This is a genomic window from Myxococcus llanfairpwllgwyngyllgogerychwyrndrobwllllantysiliogogogochensis, assembly GCF_006636215.1.
In the GTDB taxonomy this organism is placed as follows: Bacteria; Myxococcota; Myxococcia; order Myxococcales; family Myxococcaceae; genus Myxococcus; species Myxococcus llanfairpwllgwyngyllgogerychwyrndrobwllllantysiliogogogochensis.
Genome location: NZ_VIFM01000195.1, coordinates 1 through 21,767, shown reverse-complemented (window position 1 = coordinate 21,767; position 21,767 = coordinate 1). Strand labels below are relative to the sequence as shown.

Genomic DNA, 21,767 nt, shown 5'->3' with positions numbered 1-21,767 from the left:
CCCGAGTCCCACCCGGTCCGCTCAAGAAGGCGCCGCCCCCACCTCGCCGTGCCCCGCGGGCAGTCGCATGGGCTGGGCCCGACCATAGGTGAGCGAGCGCCACAGCCACTCGGCGGGACCGAAGCGGAAGCGGGCCAGCCAGAGGTGGCTGAGGACAATCTGCACCGCGAAGATGCCCAGTGCCAGCAGGATGCTCCGTGAAGGTGGCAGCTTTCCGATGAGCCCCAGACCCCAGCCGTTGTAGACCCAGACGCTCACCACCGACTGCAGCAGGTAGTTCGAGAGCGCCATCCGGCCCACGGGCATCAGCACGTTGAAGACGCGCTGAACCCAGCCACGGCGGGACAGCAGCGCGAACAGGGCGACGTAGGCCGCGGCCAGCGTCAAGCAGCCCAGCTCCTGGACCACCGTCAGCACCATCATCCAGTCGCGGCTCACGAAGTCGCCCATTCCCATCGCGCGCAGCCGCCAGACGAGCAACCCCAACCCATTGCCAATCACGCCCAGGAACAATCCCCAGAACAACAGCCGGTGGTGCAGGCGGCGATTGCCGTCCAGGTCCTGGAGCAACAGGAGGCGCCCCGCGAGCAGTCCGAAGAGGAACCGCCCCAGGATGAGGCTCATCCAGACGAGCCGGTTGATGCGAAGGTAGGACTCGTTGTTGAAGCGGGCGGTGCCCACGAGCGCCGTCCAGAACGAGTCACTGGAGAGCGCCTCCAACAGCCTCGTGCGCGACGCCGTCTCCAAGGCCCGCGCCGCCTTCGCCGCCTCGCCCGCCGCCTCCGCGCCGTGCAGCCAGATGGGGACGAAGCGCTCCAGGGCCGGAATCAACAGCGGCACCACCGCCATCAACGCCACGGCCCAGATGAGCACCGTCGTGTTGGAGCGGTTCCGGAACAACAGCAGCGCGAAGCCCACCATCGCGTAGGTGTGGAGGATGTCTCCGCACCAGATGGCGTACTGGTGCGTCAGCCCTATCGCGAGCAACACCAGCAGGCGTCGCGCATAGAGCCGGACAATCGAGGAGCCTCGCGCCTCGGCTCGGGCGAGCTGGATGCTGAAGCCCAGGCCGAAGAGGAACGAGAACAGCGTCACGAACTTCTGGTTCACGAAGAACTGGTAGAGGCCCGTGGTCACCGTCTCGAGGAGCGGCGCCGCCAGGGCCTGCGCCTGCTCTCGGGGCATCATCACCCGACCACTGAACCAGGAGACGCTGTTGGAAACGAAGACGCCGCACAGGGCGAACCCGCGCAGCGCATCCAGCAGCGTCACCCGCTCGGAGGTGTCCACCGGGCGGGCATCGGCGAGTTGCACTGGCGCGGAAGAAGCAGGGTCTGACATGGGGCAAGCAGACGCCTGCTCCTTCCGTGCGTCAACCGAGGGCTCGTGACTTCAACCCCCGGTCTTCATGACGCGGTGCCACCTAACCATGCCGGGAGTATGCGCCGCAGCGCGCATGCCCGTAGCGCGCGCACTCCGCCCGCTCACGGCGCTCCCGCTCCACCCGCGCCTGACGCTCGCGCTCCGCCCGCTCACGCTCCAGCCGAACCAGACGCTCGCGCTCGATTCGAGCCCGCTCACGTTCGATGCGCTCACGCTCCACCCGGGCCTGCCGCTCACGCTCGCGCTGCACCCGCTCGCGCTCCAGCCGCGCCTGCCGCTCCCGCTCCGCCCGGTCGCGCTCCAGCCGCGCCTGCCGCTCCCGCTCCGCCCGGTCGCGCTCCATCCGCGCACGCTCCGAGTTCGAACGCGAATCCAAGCGCTGGTCGCGAACCCACTCGGTGACGCCCGGGGTCGTGACAGGGGAGGCACCATGCACCGACTGCGCGAGGACAGGAGAAGCCACCGTGAGGGAGCACACCACCAGGACTCGCATCAGCTTGCTGTACATGACGACCTCCTTCGCAGCGGGTTGCGCCGCGTTCTGTACAGTCTGACGGGGCCCCCTCCCGGCTATTCAGTCGGGACCACTGCCCCCGCAGGGCGCGACACTGCCAGTCCGGGTCGTCCCTGGGAAGTCGTCCCGAAGCCCCACACACGCCGTCACGTCTGGCGCGACGGAGGCTGGGCCAGCCACAAGGCCCCGGCGGCGAACGTGGCGATAACCGTCCAGAAGTAGAAGCGGAACTCCGCGCTCACGCTGACGGGGAAATACGCCAGCGCGTAGGTGACTCCGGACGCGGCCACGCAGAACATCAACCCGCCGTCGCGCGCGCGACGCCGCCAGCCCACGACGGCCAGCGCCGCGGTCAGCACCAGCCAGGACCCGCCGCGGATGAAGATGTCGGGACAGGCAGCCCGCATGGCCGCCCAGCCCCGATGAAGCAGCGTGTGCTTGCGCAGCGTCAGGCCCAGGTCGTTCTTGTCGATGCTCTGGAAGAAGCCCCCCTCCTCCCGGTAGTAGTTCCCGGCGAAGTCCTCCATGCCGAGGTTCGCGACATAGGCCGCCCAGCGATGCCGCAGATAGGCCCCCGGGTAGGCGCGCACGACCCGCAGCCACTCCCGCGTCAGGGGCTCCTTCGCCGCGCGGAACGCCCCCACGGAGATGGCGCCCCGCTCAGGGTCTCCCCACAGAATCGGGGCCAACGAGCGCCGATGGTAGATATGGGCAATCCGCGTCGCATCCCACTTCCACAACGCCACGAGCGGCGAGCCCTCCATCGCCGCGGGCTCATGCGCGTAGACGCCCACCACGTCGAACACCAACAGCGCGCCCCCAATCCAGTCCTTCTTCGCGTCCACGGCGCGATTGAGGATGCCTGGCGCCGAGGCCAGCACCGCGAGGAGTCCCACGCTGGCGAGCACCGGCCGCACCCTGCCCTTCATCAGCAAGGGCACGCGCGCCACCACCATGGGCACCAGCAGCATGCTGGCGGTGATGGCGTTGTGGCGCGTCAACGTCGCCGCGACCATGAAGGCAAAGGCCCAGCCGGGTCGCCTCCAGGCGAGAAACACCACCGCCCACAGCAGGGCCACCCCGTTGAACGTGTCCTTCCAGAGCGTCACTCCCACCGCCCAGTTGCTGGGAATGAACCAGTAGACGACCAGCAACGCGAGCGCGGCCAGCCCTCGTCGCCCGGTCAGGCCCCCGAGCAACAGGAGCGGGCCCAGCGCCAGTCCCACCAGTTGGAAGGCGAGCACCAGCCACGTCGAGCCGGTCAGCAGGAAGGTCTTGCCCAGGACGAAGGCGAAGAAGGGCGAATGCCAGTCCGAATAATTCCCCGTTCGCCCCTGGTACAGCATGTCGAGTGAGTCGCTGGACAGCAGTCCGGGCTGGAAGGCCGCGAACAGCAGCGCGAACCAGAGGAACGTCAGGCCCAGCCGGACGTGCCACCCTCCCAGCACCGCGAGCAGACGCGTCCCGACGGACACCTTTTCGGCGGCGGCTACGTCAACCTGGGGGGAGGGGCCTCCCGAAGCGGGCGCCACCTTTTCCGCTTCCTGCACTGGCTGAACTTCCGTCCCCATGTCAGCGCGCCCTCGTCGCGAATGAATTCGCGCGGACATTGTCAGGCTGGCACGGCAAATCCAAGCGACTCATGCGCCGTCGGGGACCACCGAGCGGTCAACCTTCCGCGCAGCCGGGTGTCTTGTCCGGGTCTGGAAAAGGGTGCGCGCGATGGGGTGCCGCGTCGTCGTCTCCCTCGGCCACGCCGGGTGTATGGCCGGGCACCTCGTCCTCATAGCCTGACTCGCGGTCCCTCCAATCCCCCAAGGGCTCGCTTCCTCGCTGTCGCTCGTCGATGTCTGGCATCACGGCCTCCTGTCTCTCCGTGAAAGATAGGCAGTGTCGGCCCAGGTCGGCGCGGACCTGAGCGATGATGCGAGGCCATCGGGAGGATGCATGGCCAGGTATCTCGGCAGGACCCTTCGCCAGTTCCGCGACAGCGCCAGCCGGCTCGTCCAGAACGCGGCGGCCCTGGCGGTGACCGTGTTCGTCGTCCTGCGACCCGACCGCGCGGGGAGCGAGCGAGCCCAGCGCAACGCCGAACGCCTCATCACGGCCTGCCGGGCCTTCCAGGCGCGACATGGCCAACTGCCCCAGACCCTCGCGGAGCTCGTTCCCGAGTTCCTCCCCGAGCTGCCCCCGGCGAAACACGGCGGGCCCCATTTCGGCTTCACGTACGACGTGAGCAACGGGCGACACGTGCTCGGCTGGACGGACCGGATTCCCTTCGGACGTCCCTTCTATGTCTTCGAGGAAGACCGCTGGGGTTATCTGGACTGAGGGCCTCCTCCCTGGGGGCATGCACGGAGCGCTTCGTCTTGGGCTAACGTCCCCCGGAATGCACCTCACGCGCCTCTCTACCGCCGTGCTGTTGCTGTCCCTTGCCATCGCCGGATGTGACCGGGGCTCGACGGCACCTCCCGTGGCCGCCGCGCCGAAGCAACCGGTCGCCCCCGAGAGCTTCCTCAAGGCGGGCCTCGCGGCGCCTGTCACCGTCGCCGGCGTTCCCGACCTCGGAGAGGTGGACGTCGCGGAGCTTCGCGATGCCGTTGCGGACCCGCGGACCCTCAGTGAGCAGGACCTGGAGCAGCTGCTCCAGAATGCCCAGGCGTCTGCTCAGGGTGTCCCGAGCCCCACGGGGGAGCTGGAGCCGGTGGAAGGTCTCCCGGCGGTCGAGGCGGAGCGGGACGCACCCCACGGGGACATACCGCCTCCACCTCCACCGCCCGCGCCCTCCGCCTCGCCCCCTCGACCGGCTGATGCCGCCATGGAAGAAGCCGCCAGGGCCGCCTCGTCGGCGGGCGAAATGGACATGCGCCGGAGGGAGGTCATCCAGATCATCAAGGGCGGTCCGGATAGAGCGGGAGGAGGAGCTCCGGGCTCGCCAGCGAAGCGGATGAAGGATGGCCCGGAGCCCGCCGCGAACCTGCCGACCCCCGTGCTGCCCAAGGTGGACACCGCGCCTCGCGCCGCCAAGGTGCTGGTGCGCGACGAGTCCGGCCGCTACCAGCCGCTGAAGACGCGTGCGATTCGGGTGGTGACGTACATCCAGGGCGCCCGCGCGCGCACGGTGGTGGACCACCTCTTCGAGAACGACACGAACCACAACCTGGAAGGCACCTTCTACTACCCGCTGCCCGGAGGCGCGTCCGTGGCGGGCTTCGCGCTCTACTCGGGCTCCGTGGCGGTGAATGCCCCGTCCCTCTTCCAGTCGTCGGACCTGCTGCCGCCCCTGGGCGACGGCACCTCGAACGTGGAGCAACTGACCGCCGCCGCGCCCCCCAGCCCCCCGGGTGCGAAGCGCTCGTGGGGTGCCCCCCAGGAGGCCCGAGTCGTCGAGCAGAAGCGCGCGCGCGAGGTCTACGAGGACATCGTCCGCAACAACGTCGACCCGGCGCTGCTGGAGTGGGCCGGTGCCTCCACCTTCAGCGCGCGCGTCTTCCCGCTGCCGCCCCGCTCCCTGAAGCGCGTGGTCATCGCCTATGAGCAGACGCTGATCCATGACGGCCAGCGCCTGCGCTACACGTGGCCCCTGCCCGTCGGCGCGGGCAAGGACCTCCAGGTGTCCGCGCGCGTTCACGTGGACCCGCGTCACACGCAAGACGTGCTGGTGGCACCCGACACGAAGGAGAAGCCCCGGGAGCTGGGCGCGTGGCGTACCTACGATTTGCCCAAGCTCACGGGCGACGGCGCGCTGTCGGTGGCCCTCACGCCGAAGAACGCCGAAGCGGATGTCCTGGTGGGCCGGGACGATGCGGGCCTTCCGGGTCACGCGTTCCATGCCCGCGTGCGCCTGCCCGCGCGCCTGACGTCGGAAGCGGAGGGGCCGCCCACCGGTCGCGCCGTGCTCGTGGTGGACACGTCGCTGGCCACGGAGGACGGCAACGCCTGGGCGCTCCAGGCCGCCACCCTTCGCGCGCTCCTGGAGAAGGACTCCACGCTGAAGGAGTACGCCGTCCTCCTCTTCGACGTGCGGCCCCGGTGGCTGCACGGAACGGGCTGGCGGACCAATGACTCCGCCCGGCGCCAGGAGACGTTCTCCGAGCTGGAGCGTGTCTACCTGGAAGGCGCCTCCCACGTGGATGGCATGCTGACGGAGCTGGACCGGGCCGCCGGTGAGTGGCTCAAGCCGGCGAAGCCCGGCGAGCGCGTGACGGCCTTCCTCCTGTCGGACGGCAACGTCACCTGGGGCCAGAGCACCATCGAGTCCCTCATCTCCCGCCACGGCAGCACGGAGGCCCTGCGCTGGGTGACGTACCGCTTCGGCGAGTCGGCGGTGAACACGGAGCTATTCGACGCGCTCTCCCGGGCCAGCGGTGGCCGGAGCGTGACGGTGCTCTCCGGCGCACAGGTGGATGCCGCGGCGAAGGCCCACCGCGCCATGTCCGTGGTCCTCACCCGCGTGGAGGTGAAGGGCGCCGCCGTGAAGGACCTGGTCGTCGCGGGACGGCCCCACCTCGTGTTCCCCGGCCAGGAGCTGCTGGTGGCCGGACGGCTGCCGGAGAAGGGCACCCCGGAGCTGGTGGTGGCGACTCGCGCGGGCGACGTGGAGCAGACGCTCAGCGTGCCCCTGTCCACAGAAGACAACAGCACCTTCGCGCCGCGCGCCTGGGCCGACCTCTTCGTCACCCGGATGGTATCGCTGGACGACGTGCGACTGGACCGGATGGTGGTGGCGCTCAGTCAGCACTACCGGCTGGCCAACGCGCGCGCGTCCATGCTCGTGCTCGAGTCCACGGCGGACTACGAGCGCTTCGCCATCCAGAACGAGAGCGTGGAGCTGGATGCGCTGGAGACGCTGCGCAAGCGCGAGCAGGACCAGCGCAAGGACAAGCTCCAGGGCCTCGGCATGGACGCTGTGCCTAAGTCCGGGCTCGCCGTGGTGCGGTCCCTGACGGAGCATCGCTCCGCCCTGGCGCCCCTGATGAAGCGTCAGCCTCTGCGGGATGAGCCCTACGCGGGTGGAGAGCCCCGGCTCACGGCGGAGCTGGCCTACCGCAAGGCACGCCGTGAGAACCGCGACGACGTGACGCTGTACGAAGGCATCGCCCGCCAGCGCGCCTTCGCCGGAGACACCGGGGGCGCGCTGCGCGCCCTGTCCTCGCCCGTGGAGCTCAGGCCCAAGGACGCGGAGGCCCTGCGTCTGGTCGGCTATGGCCTGCTGGCCATGGGACAGTTCCCCGCCGCGGCGGAGCTGTTCGAGCACGTCCGACTCAACCGCCCCTTCGAGGGACAGGCCTTCCTGGAGGAAGCCCTCGCGCTGGATGCCTCCGGGCGCTATGCCGACGCCGCGCGCAACTACGAAATCGTCCTCGCGGGAGGCCAGTGGCGACACCCCGTGGAGCTGCGTCTGGTCGCGGCGTATCACTATGGGCGCCTGCTCTCCGCGCTGGCACGACATCCCCGCGCGGAGTCCTTCGCGTCCGTGCTGAAGACGCGCATTGGCGAAATCCAGGAGGCCAGCACGGTCTGGTACGGCGGCATGTCCCCCACGCCCATCGACTACCAGCTCACCACCCACTGGAACTCGGACATGACGGACATCGACCTGTGGGTCATCGAACCCAACGGCGAGCGCTGCTTCTACCAGCACAAGGAGACCCGGCTGGGTGGCCAGCTCTACTGGGACATCACCGACGGACTGGGCCCGGAGCTGTACCACGCGCGCAAGGTGGCCCCCGGCCCCTACCACGTCGTGGTGCACTTCTACGGGCACCGCGCGCCCAAGCTGTCCGTCCCCACCGCGCTGCTGCTGGTGAGCGACAAGGGCGTCTTCTCCTCCGGGGACTCCTACCAGCGGCGCTTCCAGCTGCGCATCCTCCCCAAGAACGACGCGAGGCTGCTGCTGCGCCGCGAGGAGTTCATCCCGCGCAAGACGGCGCTCTCCGCCGAAGGCCAGCCCTGAGCCACACGACTCCGCTTCATCCGCGAGAGGTCCGGCATGCATCACGGACGAAAACCCCGGGGACCCATCGGACGCGTCGGTGGCCTTCGCCGTGTCGAAGGCGCTGATGGCGTCCTCCGGGTCCGCGCCCTGGAGCGAGTCTCCGGCCCCGAGCGCATCGAGGCACGAGACGTGACAAGGCGCTCCTTCTCCGAAGCGCTGGACCGTGCCTCGCGAGGGCTTCACAGCACGGAGCCCCTGCCCTCACCGTCGCCGCGCCGCGACTCGCCGCCACCGAGGCCGCGCAGCGACGACGAGGAGTCCCTGCTCGCGCCAGAGCCACCGCCGGAAGGCTTCCTCGGAATGCTCTGGTGGAAGGTGAAGGGACGTCGCTAGAAGGTGAGGCCCGCGCCCAGGTACGGACCATGGAGCCGGTCCTGGTGGGCCACGCCGTCCACCGTGCCCTGGTCATCCAGGTACACGCCTCGCCAGCCGCCTCGCAGCATGAGGCTCCCCAGGTGCAGGGCCAGCCCCACCGTGCCGTCGACCTGAAGATATGGCCACGGCGTGAGCTGCGTGCGCGCTTCCAGGTCCAGGGGGCCCAGCACGCAGGCCTCGAAGGACACCCCCACGCTGGGCCCGACGAGCATCACATCCGGCGCATACGCCGTGCTCACGCCGGCCTCCGCGCGCAGCCGCAGGTGCTCGCGCACGAGGAACGCATGCGTCACGTGCCCCTCCACCAGCGTGAGCCTGTCCCGCCCCTCCGAGCCGTCATCGGTGGGCAACGACAGCCGCAGCACATGTCCCTCCACGCCGAAGCGGCGAAACTCCAACCCCACGAACATGTCAGCGCCCTTCGCGTCGCCCCGCCAGAGCAGGTTCTGCGCGCCCATGCGGAAGGACACCGGCACCGCGTGCCGACGCTCCGTGCTCAGCTCGGTGGTGGCCACGCCCGGAGGAAGGCTCGCGTCGACCTGCTGGTTCAGGTGGGTGCCCGTGTTGGCAATCGCATGGACCATGCCCTGGAGCATCCACCCCACCACGCTCCCCACCACCTCGTTGCCCAGGTCATCCAGCGAGTCCGAGCAACAGTCGTCGCTCCCCGAGTCGGAGGACTCACCGTCGGAGTCGGAGTCCTTGTCGTCGTCATCGGCATCGTCTTCCTTGCCGATGGCGGTGGCCTCGTGGGTGTCCGACGTCGACTCGCTCGGCTTGGAGCGCTTGCCGAAGCGGGCCTCCGCCGGCACGGCCAACAGCAGGCCCAGGAGCAGTCCCGCGCACCATCTGGCTTGAAATGAAGGCACGCCCCCTCCGACGTCGATGGCCGCGGATCCGTTCCACGGGGGGGCCATTCAAGCGCGGGAAGGGGTCTGGACGCCAATCGCCCCGGTGAGTCAGCGACGACGGCGCGACGGCGTGGACGCCTCGGAGAACGTGTCACACGCCTCCAGGGTGCCCTGCGACAGGCCTCGCTTGAACCACGAGACGCGTTGCTCCGAGGAGCCGTGGGTGAAGGACTCGGGGACGACGTAGCCCCGGGTGCGACGCTGGAGCGTGTCGTCGCCAATGGCGGTCGCCGCGCCCAGCCCCTCCTCCACGTCCCCCGCCTCCAGCACCTGGCGCTCCTTCTGCGCATGGTGGGCCCAGATGCCGGCGAAGCAGTCCGCCTGGAGTTCCTGGAGCACCGACAGCGCGTTGGCGTCCTCGGGCGAGGCCCTGCGCCGCGCGGCCTGCACCTGCTCGGAGATGCCCAGCAGGTTCTGGACGTGGTGGCCCACCTCGTGCGCCACCACGTAGGCCTGGGCGAAGTCACCCGGCGCGCCGAAGCGACGGTCCAGTTCGTCGAAGAAGTCGAGGTCCAGATACACGCGCTGGTCCGGCGGGCAGTAGAACGGCCCCACCGCGCTCTCCTGGAGCCCGCATGCGGACCGCACCGCACCGGAGAAGAGCACCAGCCGGGGGTCCACGTAGCTCACGCCTCGCGGCTCCAACAGGCCCGGCCACGTGTCCTCCGTGTCCGCGAGGATGACGGACACGAAGTCCTTGAGCTCCGCCTGACGCGGGTCCTCGGGCACACCCGAGCCTCCCGTGCCGTAGTCGCGAGAGGTTCCCTGACCGCTCCCGGAGTTGGTCGCGGAGATGACCGACGGGTCTCCTCCCAGCAGCATCACCAGCAGCGCCACCACCAGCGAGGCGGCACCACCGCCCACCGCCAGCGGACGTCCGATTCCACTGCCCCGCCGGTCTTCCACATTGGAGCTGCGACGTCCTCCCTGCCACCGCATGCCTGCCCTCCTCCTCGACGGATGCTCCGTCGGGGCAAGGTAGTCAGCGCCGGAGCGGAAGGACGCGCCGCATGGCCCCCTCGCCTGGCCGACCGCGCGCCAGGCAAGGGAGCAGCCAGGCGATTACGGCACCGACAGCGCCTGGAGCGCGGTGCGGGCCTGGCCCTCGTCGGCGACCACCCCGACCACGAGCCGCTTCAAGCAGCCGTCGAACTCCTGCTTCAGCGCGGCGGACGTCACAGCCTGGAGATGGGCGGGACGCTGGGCCAGCGACTCTGGCGGGAAGCCGCGCACGCGCGCGTCCAGCAGCGCCTGCACCCATGCCTCCGAGGAGATGTACGACACCGCCTGCCTCGCGAGCAGCCGCGTGCGGGCCCGCGAAAGCTCCCGCTCGTCCACGTTCGTGGCGAAGTTGGAGAGCATGGCTTGTACGGACTTCGCGCCCTCCGCCATGCGCTGCGCGTCCACCACGCCCTCCACCACCAGGTGGGAGGCGCCGCCGCGGGCCAGCCACGTACTCGCGCTGAAGCCGTAGGAGGCACCCTGCTGCGAGCGCAGTTCGTTGAACGCATACGCAGACACCAGCTCCGCCATCAGCGAATAGCGCGCCTCCGCTTCGGGAGTGGCCGTGGGCAGCCGGCAGGCCAGCTGCAGGTGGCCCTGGCTCGCGCCCGGGCGGGGCGTGACGAGCGTGCGGGCCTTCGCGGAGGGCTCGGGCAGCGACGGCGCCGCGGGCACACTCACTGCCGTGGCCGGCCCGTGCTTCCAGCCGCCCAGGTACTCGCGCACCAGGGGCTCCACCGTCTTCACGTCGAACTCACCGGCGATGACCACCACCGTGTTGGCGGGGCGGTACACATCCCCAATCCAGGACTGGACCTCGTCCCAGGTCACCTGCGCCATCTCCTCACCCGTGGCGTCCCGCGAGTAGGCGTGGGCCCCATAGAGGGCCTTCATCAGCTCGCGCTCCGCCCGGACTTCCGGGTGCGCATCCACCGCGCGGCGCCACGGCACCACCTGCTCCTGCAGGTACTTCACCGCGTCCAGAGAGGTCCTCGTGGTGGACAGCTGCTCGGACAGCATCGCCAGCATGTTGCCGACGTTGCCGGCGGTGCCCGACACCTCGATGCGCTGGTGGTCCCTGCGCATGGAGTCCCACACGTGCAGGCCCCAGTGGCTGGCATGGCCCTCGAACCACGACTCGCGGAAGGAGCCGTAGTCGGCCAGCGCCGCCGCGCCCGCACGGGCACCGTACGTGGAGCCACCGCCCAGCACCGCGCCCACCCGCACCACGGGCAGCCCCGGCCTCGGCGCGAGCAGCACCTCCATGCCGTTGTCGAGCTTCAGCGTCTGCACGGGCGCGGACAGGGCCGTCAGCATGGACGGGGTGATGCGCTGCTCGGCCGTCAGGGTGGAGTACTCCACCGGCAGGGGCGGGGGCGCCGCCACCGAGACGCCAGCGCTCTCTCCGGGCCGCACCAGGATGATGCGAGCCCTGTCCCGCTGGAGCCACTTGTAGGCGAAGTCCGTCACCTTGCCGCCATCGATGGTCATCAGCGCCATCTGCGAGCGGGTGTAGCCGCGCACGTCGAGCATGAAGTGCGTCAGCTCCGCGCGGCGGACGGTGCGCGCCATCAAATCCTCGGACTCCAGCACCATGCCGGTGATGACGTTGCGGCGCATGGACTGGAAGTCGAACTCGCGGCCGAGCACCGCTCCGGCATTGATGGTCTGGGTCCACGTCTCGTGGACCTGGTCCAGCACCTTGTCCGCGGACTTGCGCGGGTGCTCCCCCGTGGTGAGCGCCACGCGAACCACCAGCAGCGACGAGCGCGTGCCAGCCACCACCTGCGTGCCGATGCCGGCGATGTCGCCGTCATTGCGCATGGCCCCCTGCAGGTTCCGGTTCAGGTTCACCCGGACGAAGTCATGGATGGCGCTGGCCTCGTCGAAGGAGCGCGGCAACACCCAGGACAGGTACAGCTCGGGCGAGCCGACGGACGCCTTGAACTCCGGAATCGACGGCGAGGCGGCCTTCAGCGGGGGCTCCGTCACCTGCGGCATGCGCGTGCCCACGGCCAGCGGAGCGCCAGTGCCCACCCACGCGGGGGGCAGGTTCTGCATCAGCACCGCCTCCACGGCGGCCAGGTCCACGTCCCCGGCGATGACCAGGGTGATGTTGTCCGGACGGTAGTGGTTGCGCGCGAAGCGCTGGGCGTCCGCCAGGGCGAGCGCCGTGAGCGACTCGTGCGTGCCAATGATGGGCCGCGAGTACGGGTGCTCCGCCGGATAGGCGGCGGCGTGCATCCAGCTGAAGACCTGGCCCACGTAGCCCGTCTCGTTGCGCTGGCGCAGCTCGTTGCGCACCACCTCGCGCTCCACCGCGAAGACCTCCGGCGTGACACCGGCGAGCGGAGCGGACATCCGCTGCCCCTCCATCTTCAGCAGCGCGGCCAGCGACTCCTTGGGCGCCAGCGTCTGGTAGAGCGTGTGGTCCAGGCTGGTGAAGGCATTGAACTGGCCGGCGCCCACGTCCTCCAGGCGCGTCCACACCGACGGGCTCCCCGCGTGACGCGAGCGGAACGCCAGGTGCTCCACGACGTGCGCCAGGCCTTCCTTGCCCACCGGGTCGCTGGAGCCGCCCGTGCCCACCAGGGCCACCACCGCCACCACCGGCGCGCGCGTGTCCTGCTCCACCACCACGCGCAGCCCCGAGGGCATGCGGAAATCCCGCAGAGGGAAGGACACGTCGCGCATCACGACCTGGCCACGCTGCGGCAGCGTTGAACAGGCGCCAAGCACGGCGGAAAGGACGACGACGACCGCCGTCATCCTCCGAGCACGCGGAGAAGACCGAGACAGAATCTGGGAGCTCATATGAAATGGACTCGTGGGGGACGGCGCGCAAGGACAGGCATGCGCGCCTGGGAGACAACGAGTGCTCCATAGACCAACTGATGGCGTGAACACCATCATCGTTCCGTCATGAACTGTTACACAGCCGCGGCCACGTGCTGACTTCCCCAGTGGGCGATGCCGAGGATGGACTCCATGGGGTTGACGCCCAGCGCGGTGGGGAAGACGGAGCCATCCACGACGAAGAGGTTGTCCGCGTCCCAGTAGCGCAGCGTGCTGTCCACCACGCTCGTCTCCGGGCTGCCGCCCATGGAGCACCCGCCCATCTGGTGCGCGCTGAGGACCGAGAGCTGGAGCGGGCCATAGGGCGCGTCGTCCAGCAAGCCGAGGTCCTTCTCGCTTCGCATCACCACGGGCCGCGAGTGTGGACTCGACACCTGCTCGGCACCGGCGGCGAACTGGATGCGCGCAGACACCTTGAGGGCCTCGCGAAAGGCTTCCCAGTGAAAGTCGTTGAGCGGGTAGTTCACCTTGAAGCGCGTGTACTCCCCCTCGCCTCGCAGGGCCACCGTGCCGCCCTCGTCGCCCGGGTGTACGCCATCCAGACAGATGGAGATGAGCGCATTGGCATACGGCAGCCGCGCCATCTGGTCCTGGTGCGCCGGGCCCAGGCCGGTCAACGCCAGTGAGCTCAGGATGGGGAGCAGCGGAGGCACCTCCAAGAGCCACCCCAGCCTTCCCTGCCCCCGGTCGATGAACTGCCTCGAGTACACGGTGAGCGGCGCGCCGGTGTACGCCTCCACGGGCTCCCGGAAGTGGGCATTGGAGACGACCACCGGATGCAGGAAGAGGCGCTTGCCCACGCGGCCCCGGCCGGTGAGTCCGCTGCGCAGCAACAAGCCCGGGGAGTTGATGGCGCCGCCGCACACGGCCGTCACCTTCGCCTTCACGGTGAGCCGCTTGCCGGTGGGGCGGTCCGTGCCTGGATTGAGCACCTCCGCGTGGACGGCCACCACGCGCCCGCCCTGGGTCTCCAGTCGCCGCGCGCTGACGTTGGCGAACAGCCGCATCCCCTTCTCCACCGCCTCCGGGATGAGCGTCACCAGCATGGACTGCTTGGCGTTGGTGGGGCAGCCCAGGCCACACGCGCCCAGCGACGCGCACGAGCGGACGTTGCGCTTCACCGTGCCCCGGCTGTAGCCCAGCGCGCCCAATCCCTCCCACAGAATCCGGTTGTTGCGATTGGACTGCTCAATGGGCCATTCGCGGATGTTCAGCCGCTCTTCCAGCCAGTCCCAGTGCGGCGCGAGCGTGGCGGCATCCAGGCCCTTCACCCCGTGCGTGTCGCGCCAGCGCTCGAGGATTTCCGGCGGCGTGCGGAAGCAGGCGCACCAGTTGATGGCGGTGCCCCCGCCCACGGTGCGCCCCTGGAAGATGCCGATGGACAGGTCATCCGTCGCCCGGTTTCCAGCCTCCTGGTAGAAGGTCGAGTACGCCTTCGCCTCGTTCAGGTCGAAGTCGCGACGCGTGTGGTAGCCGCCCTCTTCCAGCATCACCACGTCCAGCCCGCGCTTCGCCAGCTCCAGCCCGAGCACCCCGCCGCCCGCGCCGCTGCCCACCACGCAGACATCACACGTGAGCGTCTGGTCCTCGGTCAGCTCGTCTCCCGTCCTGATGCGGCCGCTCATGGCGTGGACCCTCCGCTGCCCGCGAAGGACCCGTCTCCAGGCCCCCGCCACACCGGAGCGTCCGCGACATGGAAGCCCTGTGGCACCACATAACCCGTGGCCGCGATGGCCGCCGGATGTGAGTAATAAGCGGCATGGGCCAGCGAGCGCAGCGCGTGAAAGGCGCCGCGACGAAACACCAGCCTCGACGTCCGCCAGTCCTCCAGCACGGCGTCCTGCGCCTCGGGAGCCAGCCGTGAGAAGGGCGTGACGCCGCCCGCGAAGAGCAGCCCGGCCAGCGCGTTGTCGAAGATTCCCAGCACGTCCCGGACCTCCCGCGCGATGGAGGGGTCTCCCCGCGCGAGCAGCCTGTCCGCTAGGAAGGCCACGCGCACCGTGTCCGCGTCCGGCCAGCCTTCACGCGGCTGGAACGCACGGCGGGCCAGGGCCTGGAACGTGGCGTACTCGCGCGGCCCGAGGACGAGGAGCCCTTCCTCGGGCAGGGGCAATGACAGCCCTTCCCGCAGGATGAGGACTCCGCTGCCCCCCAGCGCGAGCAGCGCGCCTCCGAACACCCCTCGTTTGAGCAGGCCCCGACGCGACAGCGCGGGCGGCCCGACGTGAGACGGGGACATCGCATCCTCCGAAACGAAACGGGTACACGACACGCCGTGAGGCGACAGGAGTCTATCCCGCGCGCCTCATCGAAGCGCAATCGACGGGGCCCCCTCCGCGCGTCAGGGGACCGGAGCCGGGGGCGCCTGGCGTTTGTCCTTCAACACCTGTCCTGACAATTCCTTGCGCCCGGTGACGTCGGCGAAGCCTTCCATCACCATCGCGCTCAAGTCGAAGGGCACGCCTCGCTCCCGCTCCAGCTTCTGGGCGCGGGACGCCAGGGCCTCGCGCGACTGCTTTTCGGGAGACGGCACCCCCACGAAGATGCGGTTGGCGTGGTCCTCCACCTCGAAGGTGTAGAGCTGGCGGAAGCCCGCCTGCCACGTGCGCAGCATGGAGGAGAAGAGCGGATTGGGCGGGTCCTCCCAGACGTTGCCCACCACCACTCCACGCGCCGTCAGCCGCGCGCGCACCGCGGCGAGGAACTCCACCGTGCCCAGGTGCTCGGGGATGCTGTCGGGGCCGTACGCGTCCAGGAAGACGAGGTCATACGCGGGGCGCTTCGCCTCGATGAAGGCCCGGCCGTCCGCCACATGCGCCTTCAGCCGCGCGTCCTCGGTGAAGCCGAAGAAACGCCGCGCCACGTCCACCACATCCGGGTCGATGTCCACCACGTCGATGTGCGCCTCGGGCAGCACCGCGCGCAGGAACATGGGCATGGCGCCTCCGCCCAGCCCGACGACGAGGATGCGCTGGGGACGGGGGACGAAGGCCAGCCCCACCATGGCCATGCGCGTGTAGCCCAGCTCCAGCTTCAACGGCTGCCCCGGCCACACGACGCTCTGGAGCGCGCCCGACTCGTCGAACTGGAGGTAGCGCCGGCCCTCCGCGTCCTGCGTCACCGCGACGAGCGTATAGGGCGACTGTTTCTGGTGGAGGACGGTGCGCGGACTGGCGGACGCGCACGACAGGAAGGCCAGCACCAGCAGCGCCAGGCGAGGGTTGAAGCGCCGCATGCCCACTCCTTCCGACCGCCATTCAAAGTAGCACTTCCGCCAGGAAAACCAACGGGTTGACGTGCCCCCTCGCGCGGTTCACCTTGGCGCCCATGACGCATGCGCAGGGACACCTCTCCGAAGACGTCCGGGCCATCATCGCCGAGGAGGAGGCGCTGCTGACGCGCGTCCAGGCGACGCTGGAGGCCGCGCGTCGCAAGGCCGGACGGGCGCAGGAGGACCGGGGGCTCGTCGCGCAGCTCCAGGCGCTCCGCGACGAGGCGGCGAGCGCGGCCGAGGCCGACCTTCCCCACCTCTTCTTCCAGATGGACCAGACGCGGGCCCTGCTGGACCGGCAGGAGAGCGCGCAGCTCCCGGACGCCCAGGCTCCCTACTTCGCGCACCTGCGCCTGGCTGGCGACGCCGGTCCGCGCGACTATCTGCTCGGGCGCACCACCTTCGCGGATGTGAGCGCCGGAGTGCGCGTCATCGACTGGCGCTTCGCCCCCATCGCCCGCGTCTTCTATTCATACGAGGAGGGCGACGCGTACGAGGAACAGTTCGGCGAGCGGCTGGCCGAGGGCACCGTCGAGGTGCGCCGCCTCGTCGTCATCGAGCGAGGAGTGCTGACGCGCATCATCTCCGGCGCCCTCGTGCTGGAGCGCGCGCAGGACGGCACGTGGCATGGCGTGGGCCGAGACGTCACCGCGCTGCGAGCGGGTGGCGCGGGGTCGGCCGCCCGGCCCGGAGCCCTGGGGACGGGCAAGGGCGCACGGCGCGCGGAGGATGCCTTCGGCGTCACCGCCCTCCTGGACGCCGAGCAGTACGAGGCCGTCAGCGTGGACGCCTCACACCCGCTGCTGGTGCTGGGCAGTGCGGGCAGCGGGAAGACGACGGTGGCCCTGCACCGGCTGGCGAAGATTGCCTTTGACGACCCGGCGAAGTACCCGCAGGCGCGGATGAAGCTCATCGTCCCCGAGGAGGGCCTGGCCCGACTGTCGCGTCGACTGCTGGCGCCCCTGGGCCTGGGCCGCGTCTCGGTGGATACGCTGGACCACTGGCTCCTGGCCACGGCGCGCTCCGCGTTCAATCTGCCGGGCATCAAGCTGAGCCCGGAGACGCCGCCGCTCGTGTCGCGCTTCAAGCGCCACCCCGCGCTGCGGCGCCTGCTGCTCGGCCGCATCGGCGCGCCCAAGACACAGGCGGGCACCACGCTGGAGCGGCTGCACCGGCGCCTGGCGGACGCGTACCTGGACCGGCACTTCGTCGAAGACGTGGTGAACAAGGCGAAGGGCGAACTGCCGCGCACCGTCATCGACGAGGTGCTGGAGCACACGCGCCTGCAGCGCTCCACGCCGCTGGAGAAGGAGCTCAAGGACATCACCGACCCGGAGCGACTCATCACCGTGGACGGCAAGGCGCTCGAGGACGACACGCCCTACGCCCTGGCCGGCACGGTGGACCTGGAGGACCTGCCCATCCTCATGTTCCTCAAGGCGCAGCAGGGCCCGCTCGGCCTGGAGCGACTGGCCCACATGGTCCTGGACGAAGCGGAGGACTTCTCCCTCTTCGAGCTGTTCGTCGTGCGCAAGCTGCTGGGCAAGGGCCGCAGCTGCACGCTCGCGGGCGACGAGATGCAGCAGACCGAGGCGGGCTTCGCGGGCTGGCCCGAGGCGCTCGACGAGCTGGGCATCCGCGACGCGTCCACCTGCCGGCTGCAGGTCTCCTACCGTTGTCCGGCGTCCGTCGTCGAGCTGGCGCGACAGGTGCTCGGCACCCAGGCTCCGGCGGAGTCGACCGCGCAGCCTCCCCGCGCGGGCGCGCCGGTGGGCTTCCACCACTTCCCCGTCGAGGCCCAGGCCCAGCTCTTCGTCGGCGAGGCCCTGAGGGACCTCGTCTCACGCGAGCCCCACGCCTCCGTGGGCGTCATCGCCAGCAGCCCCGAGTCGGCCGACGCCGTCTATCGCGTCGTCGCGGACCAGGCGTGGGCGCGTCGGGTGAAGGACGGTGAGTTCTCCTTCGAGCCCGGCGTGGACGTCACGGACGTGGGCAGCGTGAAGGGCCTGGAGTTCGACTACGTCATCCTCCCGGACGTCACCGCGCGCGCCTGGCCCGTGGATGACGAGTCCCGCCGCCGCCTGCACGTGGCCATCACCCGCACCTCCCATCAGCTCTGGGTGGTGTCCTCGGGCGCGCGCTCGCACCTCATTCCGGCGGCAGGCGCGGCAACTCCACCGTGAAGGTGGAACCCTGACCGGGCGCGCTGCGCACGAGGATGCGCCCGCCCATGGCGTCGACAATCTGCCGGACAATCCACAGGCCCAGCCCCAGGCCGCCGTAGTGCCGCTCGCTGGCCAGCCGCTCGAAGCGATGGAACAGGCGCGGCTGCGCCTCCAGGGCGATGCCCACGCCCTCGTCCCGCACGGACAGCCAGGCCCGCTCCGCGTCCGCGCCCACGCTCACTTCGATGGGGTGGCCCCGGCCATACTTGATGGCGTTGGACAGCAGGTTCTGGAGCACCTGCTCGACGCGCAGCCTGTCCCAACTGCCCGTCGCGGGCCCCGGCGCCTCCAGCCGCAGCAAGCACCCCGCTCGCGACAGCTCCTCCGCGTAGCGCGGCACCAGCTCCCGCGTGAGCGCGGCCAGGTCCAGCTCCTCCCGCTCCAGCCGCAGCTTGCCCGCGGTGATGCGAGAGACGTCCAGGAGTTCGCGCACCAGACTGGACAGCCGGGAGAGCTGCCGCTGCACGGCCATCACCTTGTTGGAGACGGACTCGGACGCCACGTCCCCGGGGCTCGCCCTGGGAGATTCCAATTGGCGGCGCAGCGCCTGGACGTTGAGGGTCAGCGAGGTGAGCGGCGTGTTCAGCTCGTGCGAGGCGACGGAGAGGAAGGAGTCCCGGGCGCGCACCGCTTCCTGCGCCTCCGTGTAGAGCCGCCCGTTGTCCAGCGACGTGGCCGCGCGCCGCGCCAGGTCCTCCGCGAGCCGCACGTCCGCCTGCGTATAGCGCCGGCCACCCTCGGTGTTGACGAGCGAGAGCGCACCGAGCACCTGCCCCCGACTCATCAAGGGCACGATGATGTACGCCGTCAGGCCCAGCTCCTGCGTCGCGCGGCGTCGGGCCTCGTCGGCGATGCCCTGCGCGAGCGCTTCCGGCCGCAGCTCCGCCACGAACTCCGTGGCCCCCGTGCGCAGCACCTTGCCCACCCCGTGGGCATCATCCATCCGGATGGGGTAGCGCTCATGGTACGCACGCGTGCGCTCCACCAGCTCCGGCCGCACGTGCGCCATGGCGACCCGCCGCACGCTCCCGTCGGGCAGGGGAACGTCCACGCTGCACCCATCCGCCAGGGGAGGCACGGCGAGCGAGGTGAGCCGCTGGAGGATTTCGTCGTGCTCCAGGGACGAGGTCATCACCTCGCTGGCCTGCGCCAGGAAGGCCGCATGCCGCTGCGCGCGCCGCGTCTCGTCGTAGAGGCCCCGGAGGATGGCCTCCTGCTTCTTCTCCGCCGTGTTTTCCCGCGAGAAGACGTAGACGCGGCCATGGCCCCGGAACAGGCGCAACACGAACCAGCGGTCCTCGGACGCGAAGTGCCACTCGAAGGCTTCCGGCTCGCCCGCCGCCGCCACGCGCTGGAACCGCGCCTGGAGCTGCTCTCGCACGACCTGCGGATACAGCTCCCACAAGGAGCGGCCGAGCAGCTCCGCCCGGGGGCCTCCGAAGGCACGCTCCATCGACGGGTTCGCGTAGAGGCACGAACCGTCCGTCGCGCAGACGGCGACACTCTCCGGGAACTGGTCCCACAGAACGGTGTCGAGTCCCTCCACGTCCACGGGGGACGCGGCGGCGTTGGCAAACCCTTGTCCGGTCAAGTGATGGTCCACGCGCTCGGTGCGGATGCGGGTCAAGGCCCCCAGCTCCCGCTTAGCACTTCCCTCGTGTCAGCCCACCGCTACCTCCCACACCTCTGCTCGTCAGACAACACTCGGCGCCCTGGGGCCAGACAGGCCCTCAAGGGCCCGGCGGCGGCAAGGGTGCCGGTAACGGCAGTCTCACGGTGAAGCGGGCGCCCTGACCCGGGGCGCTCTCCACGGACAGGCTGCCCCCATGGAGCTCCACGAGCTGGCGGGAAATCCACAGCCCCAGCCCGAAGCCCGGCCGCGTCGGGTCCAGACGCGAGAAGCGCTGGAACAGCCGCGCCTGGTCCTCCGGGGAGATGCCCGGCCCCTCATCCCTCACCCAGAGGAGCACGAAGTGTGGCTCCGCGCGCAGCGCCACCTCGATGGCCGTCCCCGCGGCGTGCCGCAAGGCATTGGTGAGCAGGTTGGTGAAGACCTGCTCGACGCGCGTGCGGTCCCACGCGCCGACGATGCCGGGCGGGGCGCGCAGGCACAAATCACAGCCGGCCCGCCGCACGTCCTCCTCCATCCGCTCCACGGTGTGGCGCACCAACTGCCCCAGGTCCACCTCCTCCAAATCCAGCACGGGCCGCTGCGTGGACAACAGCGACACGTCCAGGAGCGTGGCGATGAGCCTGTCGAGCCGCCCGCACTGGTCCTGGACCCGCGCCAGACGCCGAGGCACATCCTCCGGCCCGAGCGCGCCGAGCTGCGCGGAGCGCACCAGCCCATCCACGTAGAGCCGCAGCGACGTCAGGGGCGTGCGCAATTCGTGGGAGGCCACGGACAGGAACTCGTCGCGCACCCGCAGCGCCGCCTCCAGGGCGGCCGTCCGCTCCAGCACCCGCTGCTCGAGCTCCCCCGTGGGCTGGCGCGACTCCTCCTCGGAAGAGCCCTCCTCGCGTTCGCCCTCTCCGGGCAAACCCGTCCGACGCGTCTCCACCGCCATGCCCCGCGTCTCTAGCGGAGCATGCGGGGCGCTCCAATCCGGCGTCCGGCCGTGCGCACCCGCAAGTTTTCACTATCCGACACGGGCGGGCGCGCTCAGGGCTGAGGCTGTCCCTGACGCCACTGCTCGCGGCGCTGCTCCTGCGAGCGGCGATGCGCGAGCGACTCCTCTTCCTGTCGGGGGTACTCCGACAGCCGCGTGCGGTGCATGTTGATGCTCAGCTCGTACAAACCCTTGTCACGCTCGGGCAGCTTGTCGCCCTGCTCCTCGAGCACCGTGGTCGCGAACCGCAACATGTCCTCTGACACCTTGCGTCGTCGGTCGTAGTACTGGTGAATCTCAGACTCGGTGGCGTCACCCGACTGCACCCGGCCAAAGACTTCATTCCACTTGCGCGTCTCCTCCTCGCGCTTGCGCAAGAGCTCCGGGTCCTTCGTCGGCGCGCCCAGCTCCCAGTACAGGTTGTCCGGCAGCTTCGCGCGCAGCACCTCCAAATCCAATGGATAGGCCTGGGGCTCGCCATCCACTTCAGGCTCCGGCGCCCGGAGCGTCTCCGGAATGACGCTGCTTGTCATTCCTGGCGGAGGGGCGGGCGCGGCGGGCCGCGAGGGCACGGGCGCGGCGGCTGTCTCTTATACACAGCTGACGCTGCCGACGATCGCATA

General features: G+C 70.1%; 17 protein-coding genes. 4 read left to right on the top strand and 13 right to left on the bottom strand.

Translation table 11 applies throughout. From position 1 onward, the window contains the following. Positions 1–21 precede the first annotated feature (21 nt). The 4 genes from FJV41_RS34835 to FJV41_RS34820 form a co-directional block, all read right to left on the bottom strand. Complete coding sequence (locus tag FJV41_RS34835; protein WP_141646911.1) at positions 22–1,341, bottom strand: DUF418 domain-containing protein; 1,320 nt, start codon at positions 1,339–1,341, stop codon at positions 22–24. Between the two features lie 82 nt (positions 1,342–1,423). Beyond that, on the bottom strand, positions 1,424–1,891 hold the full coding sequence (locus tag FJV41_RS34830; RefSeq protein WP_141646910.1) for an ATP-dependent DNA helicase: 468 nt from the start codon (positions 1,889–1,891) through the stop codon (positions 1,424–1,426). A 152-nt stretch (positions 1,892–2,043) separates the two neighbouring features. Further along, positions 2,044–3,468, bottom strand: a complete 1,425-nt coding sequence (locus tag FJV41_RS34825) for a hypothetical protein (protein ID WP_141646909.1) — start codon at positions 3,466–3,468, stop codon at positions 2,044–2,046. 97 nt (positions 3,469–3,565) lie between these two features. Beyond that, the gene (locus FJV41_RS34820) at positions 3,566–3,754 is read right to left on the bottom strand and encodes a hypothetical protein (protein WP_141646908.1); all 189 of its coding nucleotides are present in this window, start codon (positions 3,752–3,754) and stop codon (positions 3,566–3,568) included. Positions 3,755–3,844: 90 nt separating this feature from the next. On the opposite strand from FJV41_RS34820, the gene FJV41_RS34815 reads away from it, so the two are divergent. Genes FJV41_RS34815 through FJV41_RS34805 form a run of 3 tightly spaced genes read left to right on the top strand, consistent with a single transcriptional unit; the run spans position 3,845 to position 8,228 of the window. Then, on the top strand, positions 3,845–4,228 hold the full coding sequence (locus FJV41_RS34815) for a hypothetical protein (RefSeq protein ID WP_141646907.1): 384 nt from the start codon (positions 3,845–3,847) through the stop codon (positions 4,226–4,228). Between the two features lie 58 nt (positions 4,229–4,286). Continuing rightward, positions 4,287–7,853, top strand: coding sequence for a DUF2135 domain-containing protein (locus FJV41_RS34810; RefSeq protein ID WP_141646906.1), 3,567 nt, complete (start codon positions 4,287–4,289; stop codon positions 7,851–7,853). 36 nt (positions 7,854–7,889) lie between these two features. Then, complete coding sequence (locus FJV41_RS34805; protein WP_141646905.1) at positions 7,890–8,228, top strand: hypothetical protein; 339 nt, start codon at positions 7,890–7,892, stop codon at positions 8,226–8,228. On the opposite strand, the gene FJV41_RS34800 is transcribed toward FJV41_RS34805, so the two are convergent. The 6 genes from FJV41_RS34800 to FJV41_RS34775 all read right to left on the bottom strand — a co-directional run bounded on the left by FJV41_RS34800 (position 8,225) and on the right by FJV41_RS34775 (position 16,274). Continuing rightward, the gene (locus FJV41_RS34800) at positions 8,225–9,139 is read right to left on the bottom strand and encodes a hypothetical protein (RefSeq protein ID WP_141646904.1); all 915 of its coding nucleotides are present in this window, start codon (positions 9,137–9,139) and stop codon (positions 8,225–8,227) included. The two genes, FJV41_RS34805 and FJV41_RS34800, sit on opposite strands and share 4 nt — an antisense overlap. Before the next feature lie 90 nt (positions 9,140–9,229). After that, positions 9,230–10,120, bottom strand: coding sequence for a KPN_02809 family neutral zinc metallopeptidase (gene ypfJ / locus FJV41_RS34795; RefSeq protein ID WP_141646903.1), 891 nt, complete (start codon positions 10,118–10,120; stop codon positions 9,230–9,232). 123 nt (positions 10,121–10,243) lie between these two features. Continuing rightward, positions 10,244–12,997, bottom strand: coding sequence for a M16 family metallopeptidase (locus FJV41_RS34790; RefSeq protein WP_181791135.1), 2,754 nt, complete (start codon positions 12,995–12,997; stop codon positions 10,244–10,246). A gap of 116 nt (positions 12,998–13,113) precedes the next feature. Continuing rightward, on the bottom strand, positions 13,114–14,664 hold the full coding sequence (locus FJV41_RS34785; RefSeq protein WP_141646902.1) for a GMC family oxidoreductase: 1,551 nt from the start codon (positions 14,662–14,664) through the stop codon (positions 13,114–13,116). Further along, the gene (locus tag FJV41_RS34780) at positions 14,661–15,278 is read right to left on the bottom strand and encodes a gluconate 2-dehydrogenase subunit 3 family protein (protein ID WP_141646901.1); all 618 of its coding nucleotides are present in this window, start codon (positions 15,276–15,278) and stop codon (positions 14,661–14,663) included. Before FJV41_RS34780 ends, FJV41_RS34785 begins: the two co-directional genes overlap by 4 nt. A 102-nt stretch (positions 15,279–15,380) precedes the next feature. Continuing rightward, entirely contained in the window at positions 15,381–16,274 is an 894-nt protein-coding gene (locus tag FJV41_RS34775; RefSeq protein WP_141646900.1) for a spermidine synthase, read from the bottom strand. A 92-nt stretch (positions 16,275–16,366) separates the two neighbouring features. Between FJV41_RS34775 and FJV41_RS34770 the strand changes: the two genes are divergently transcribed. Further along, a complete protein-coding gene (locus FJV41_RS34770) occupies positions 16,367–18,493 on the top strand; it encodes an ATP-binding domain-containing protein (RefSeq protein ID WP_141646899.1) in 2,127 nt (708 codons plus the stop codon). Here FJV41_RS34770 and FJV41_RS34765 read toward each other — a convergent pair. From FJV41_RS34765 to FJV41_RS34755, 3 genes are all read right to left on the bottom strand, one after another. Further along, complete coding sequence (locus FJV41_RS34765) at positions 18,459–20,162, bottom strand: PAS domain-containing sensor histidine kinase (RefSeq protein WP_181791133.1); 1,704 nt, start codon at positions 20,160–20,162, stop codon at positions 18,459–18,461. The genes FJV41_RS34770 and FJV41_RS34765 overlap by 35 nt on opposite strands. A 103-nt stretch (positions 20,163–20,265) precedes the next feature. Beyond that, complete coding sequence (locus FJV41_RS34760; protein ID WP_141646897.1) at positions 20,266–21,102, bottom strand: sensor histidine kinase; 837 nt, start codon at positions 21,100–21,102, stop codon at positions 20,266–20,268. Positions 21,103–21,197: 95 nt separating this feature from the next. Beyond that, positions 21,198–21,629 (bottom strand): hypothetical protein, encoded by a 432-nt coding sequence (locus tag FJV41_RS34755; RefSeq protein WP_220137925.1) that lies wholly within the window; start codon positions 21,627–21,629, stop codon positions 21,198–21,200. Positions 21,630–21,767: the final 138 nt, after the last annotated feature.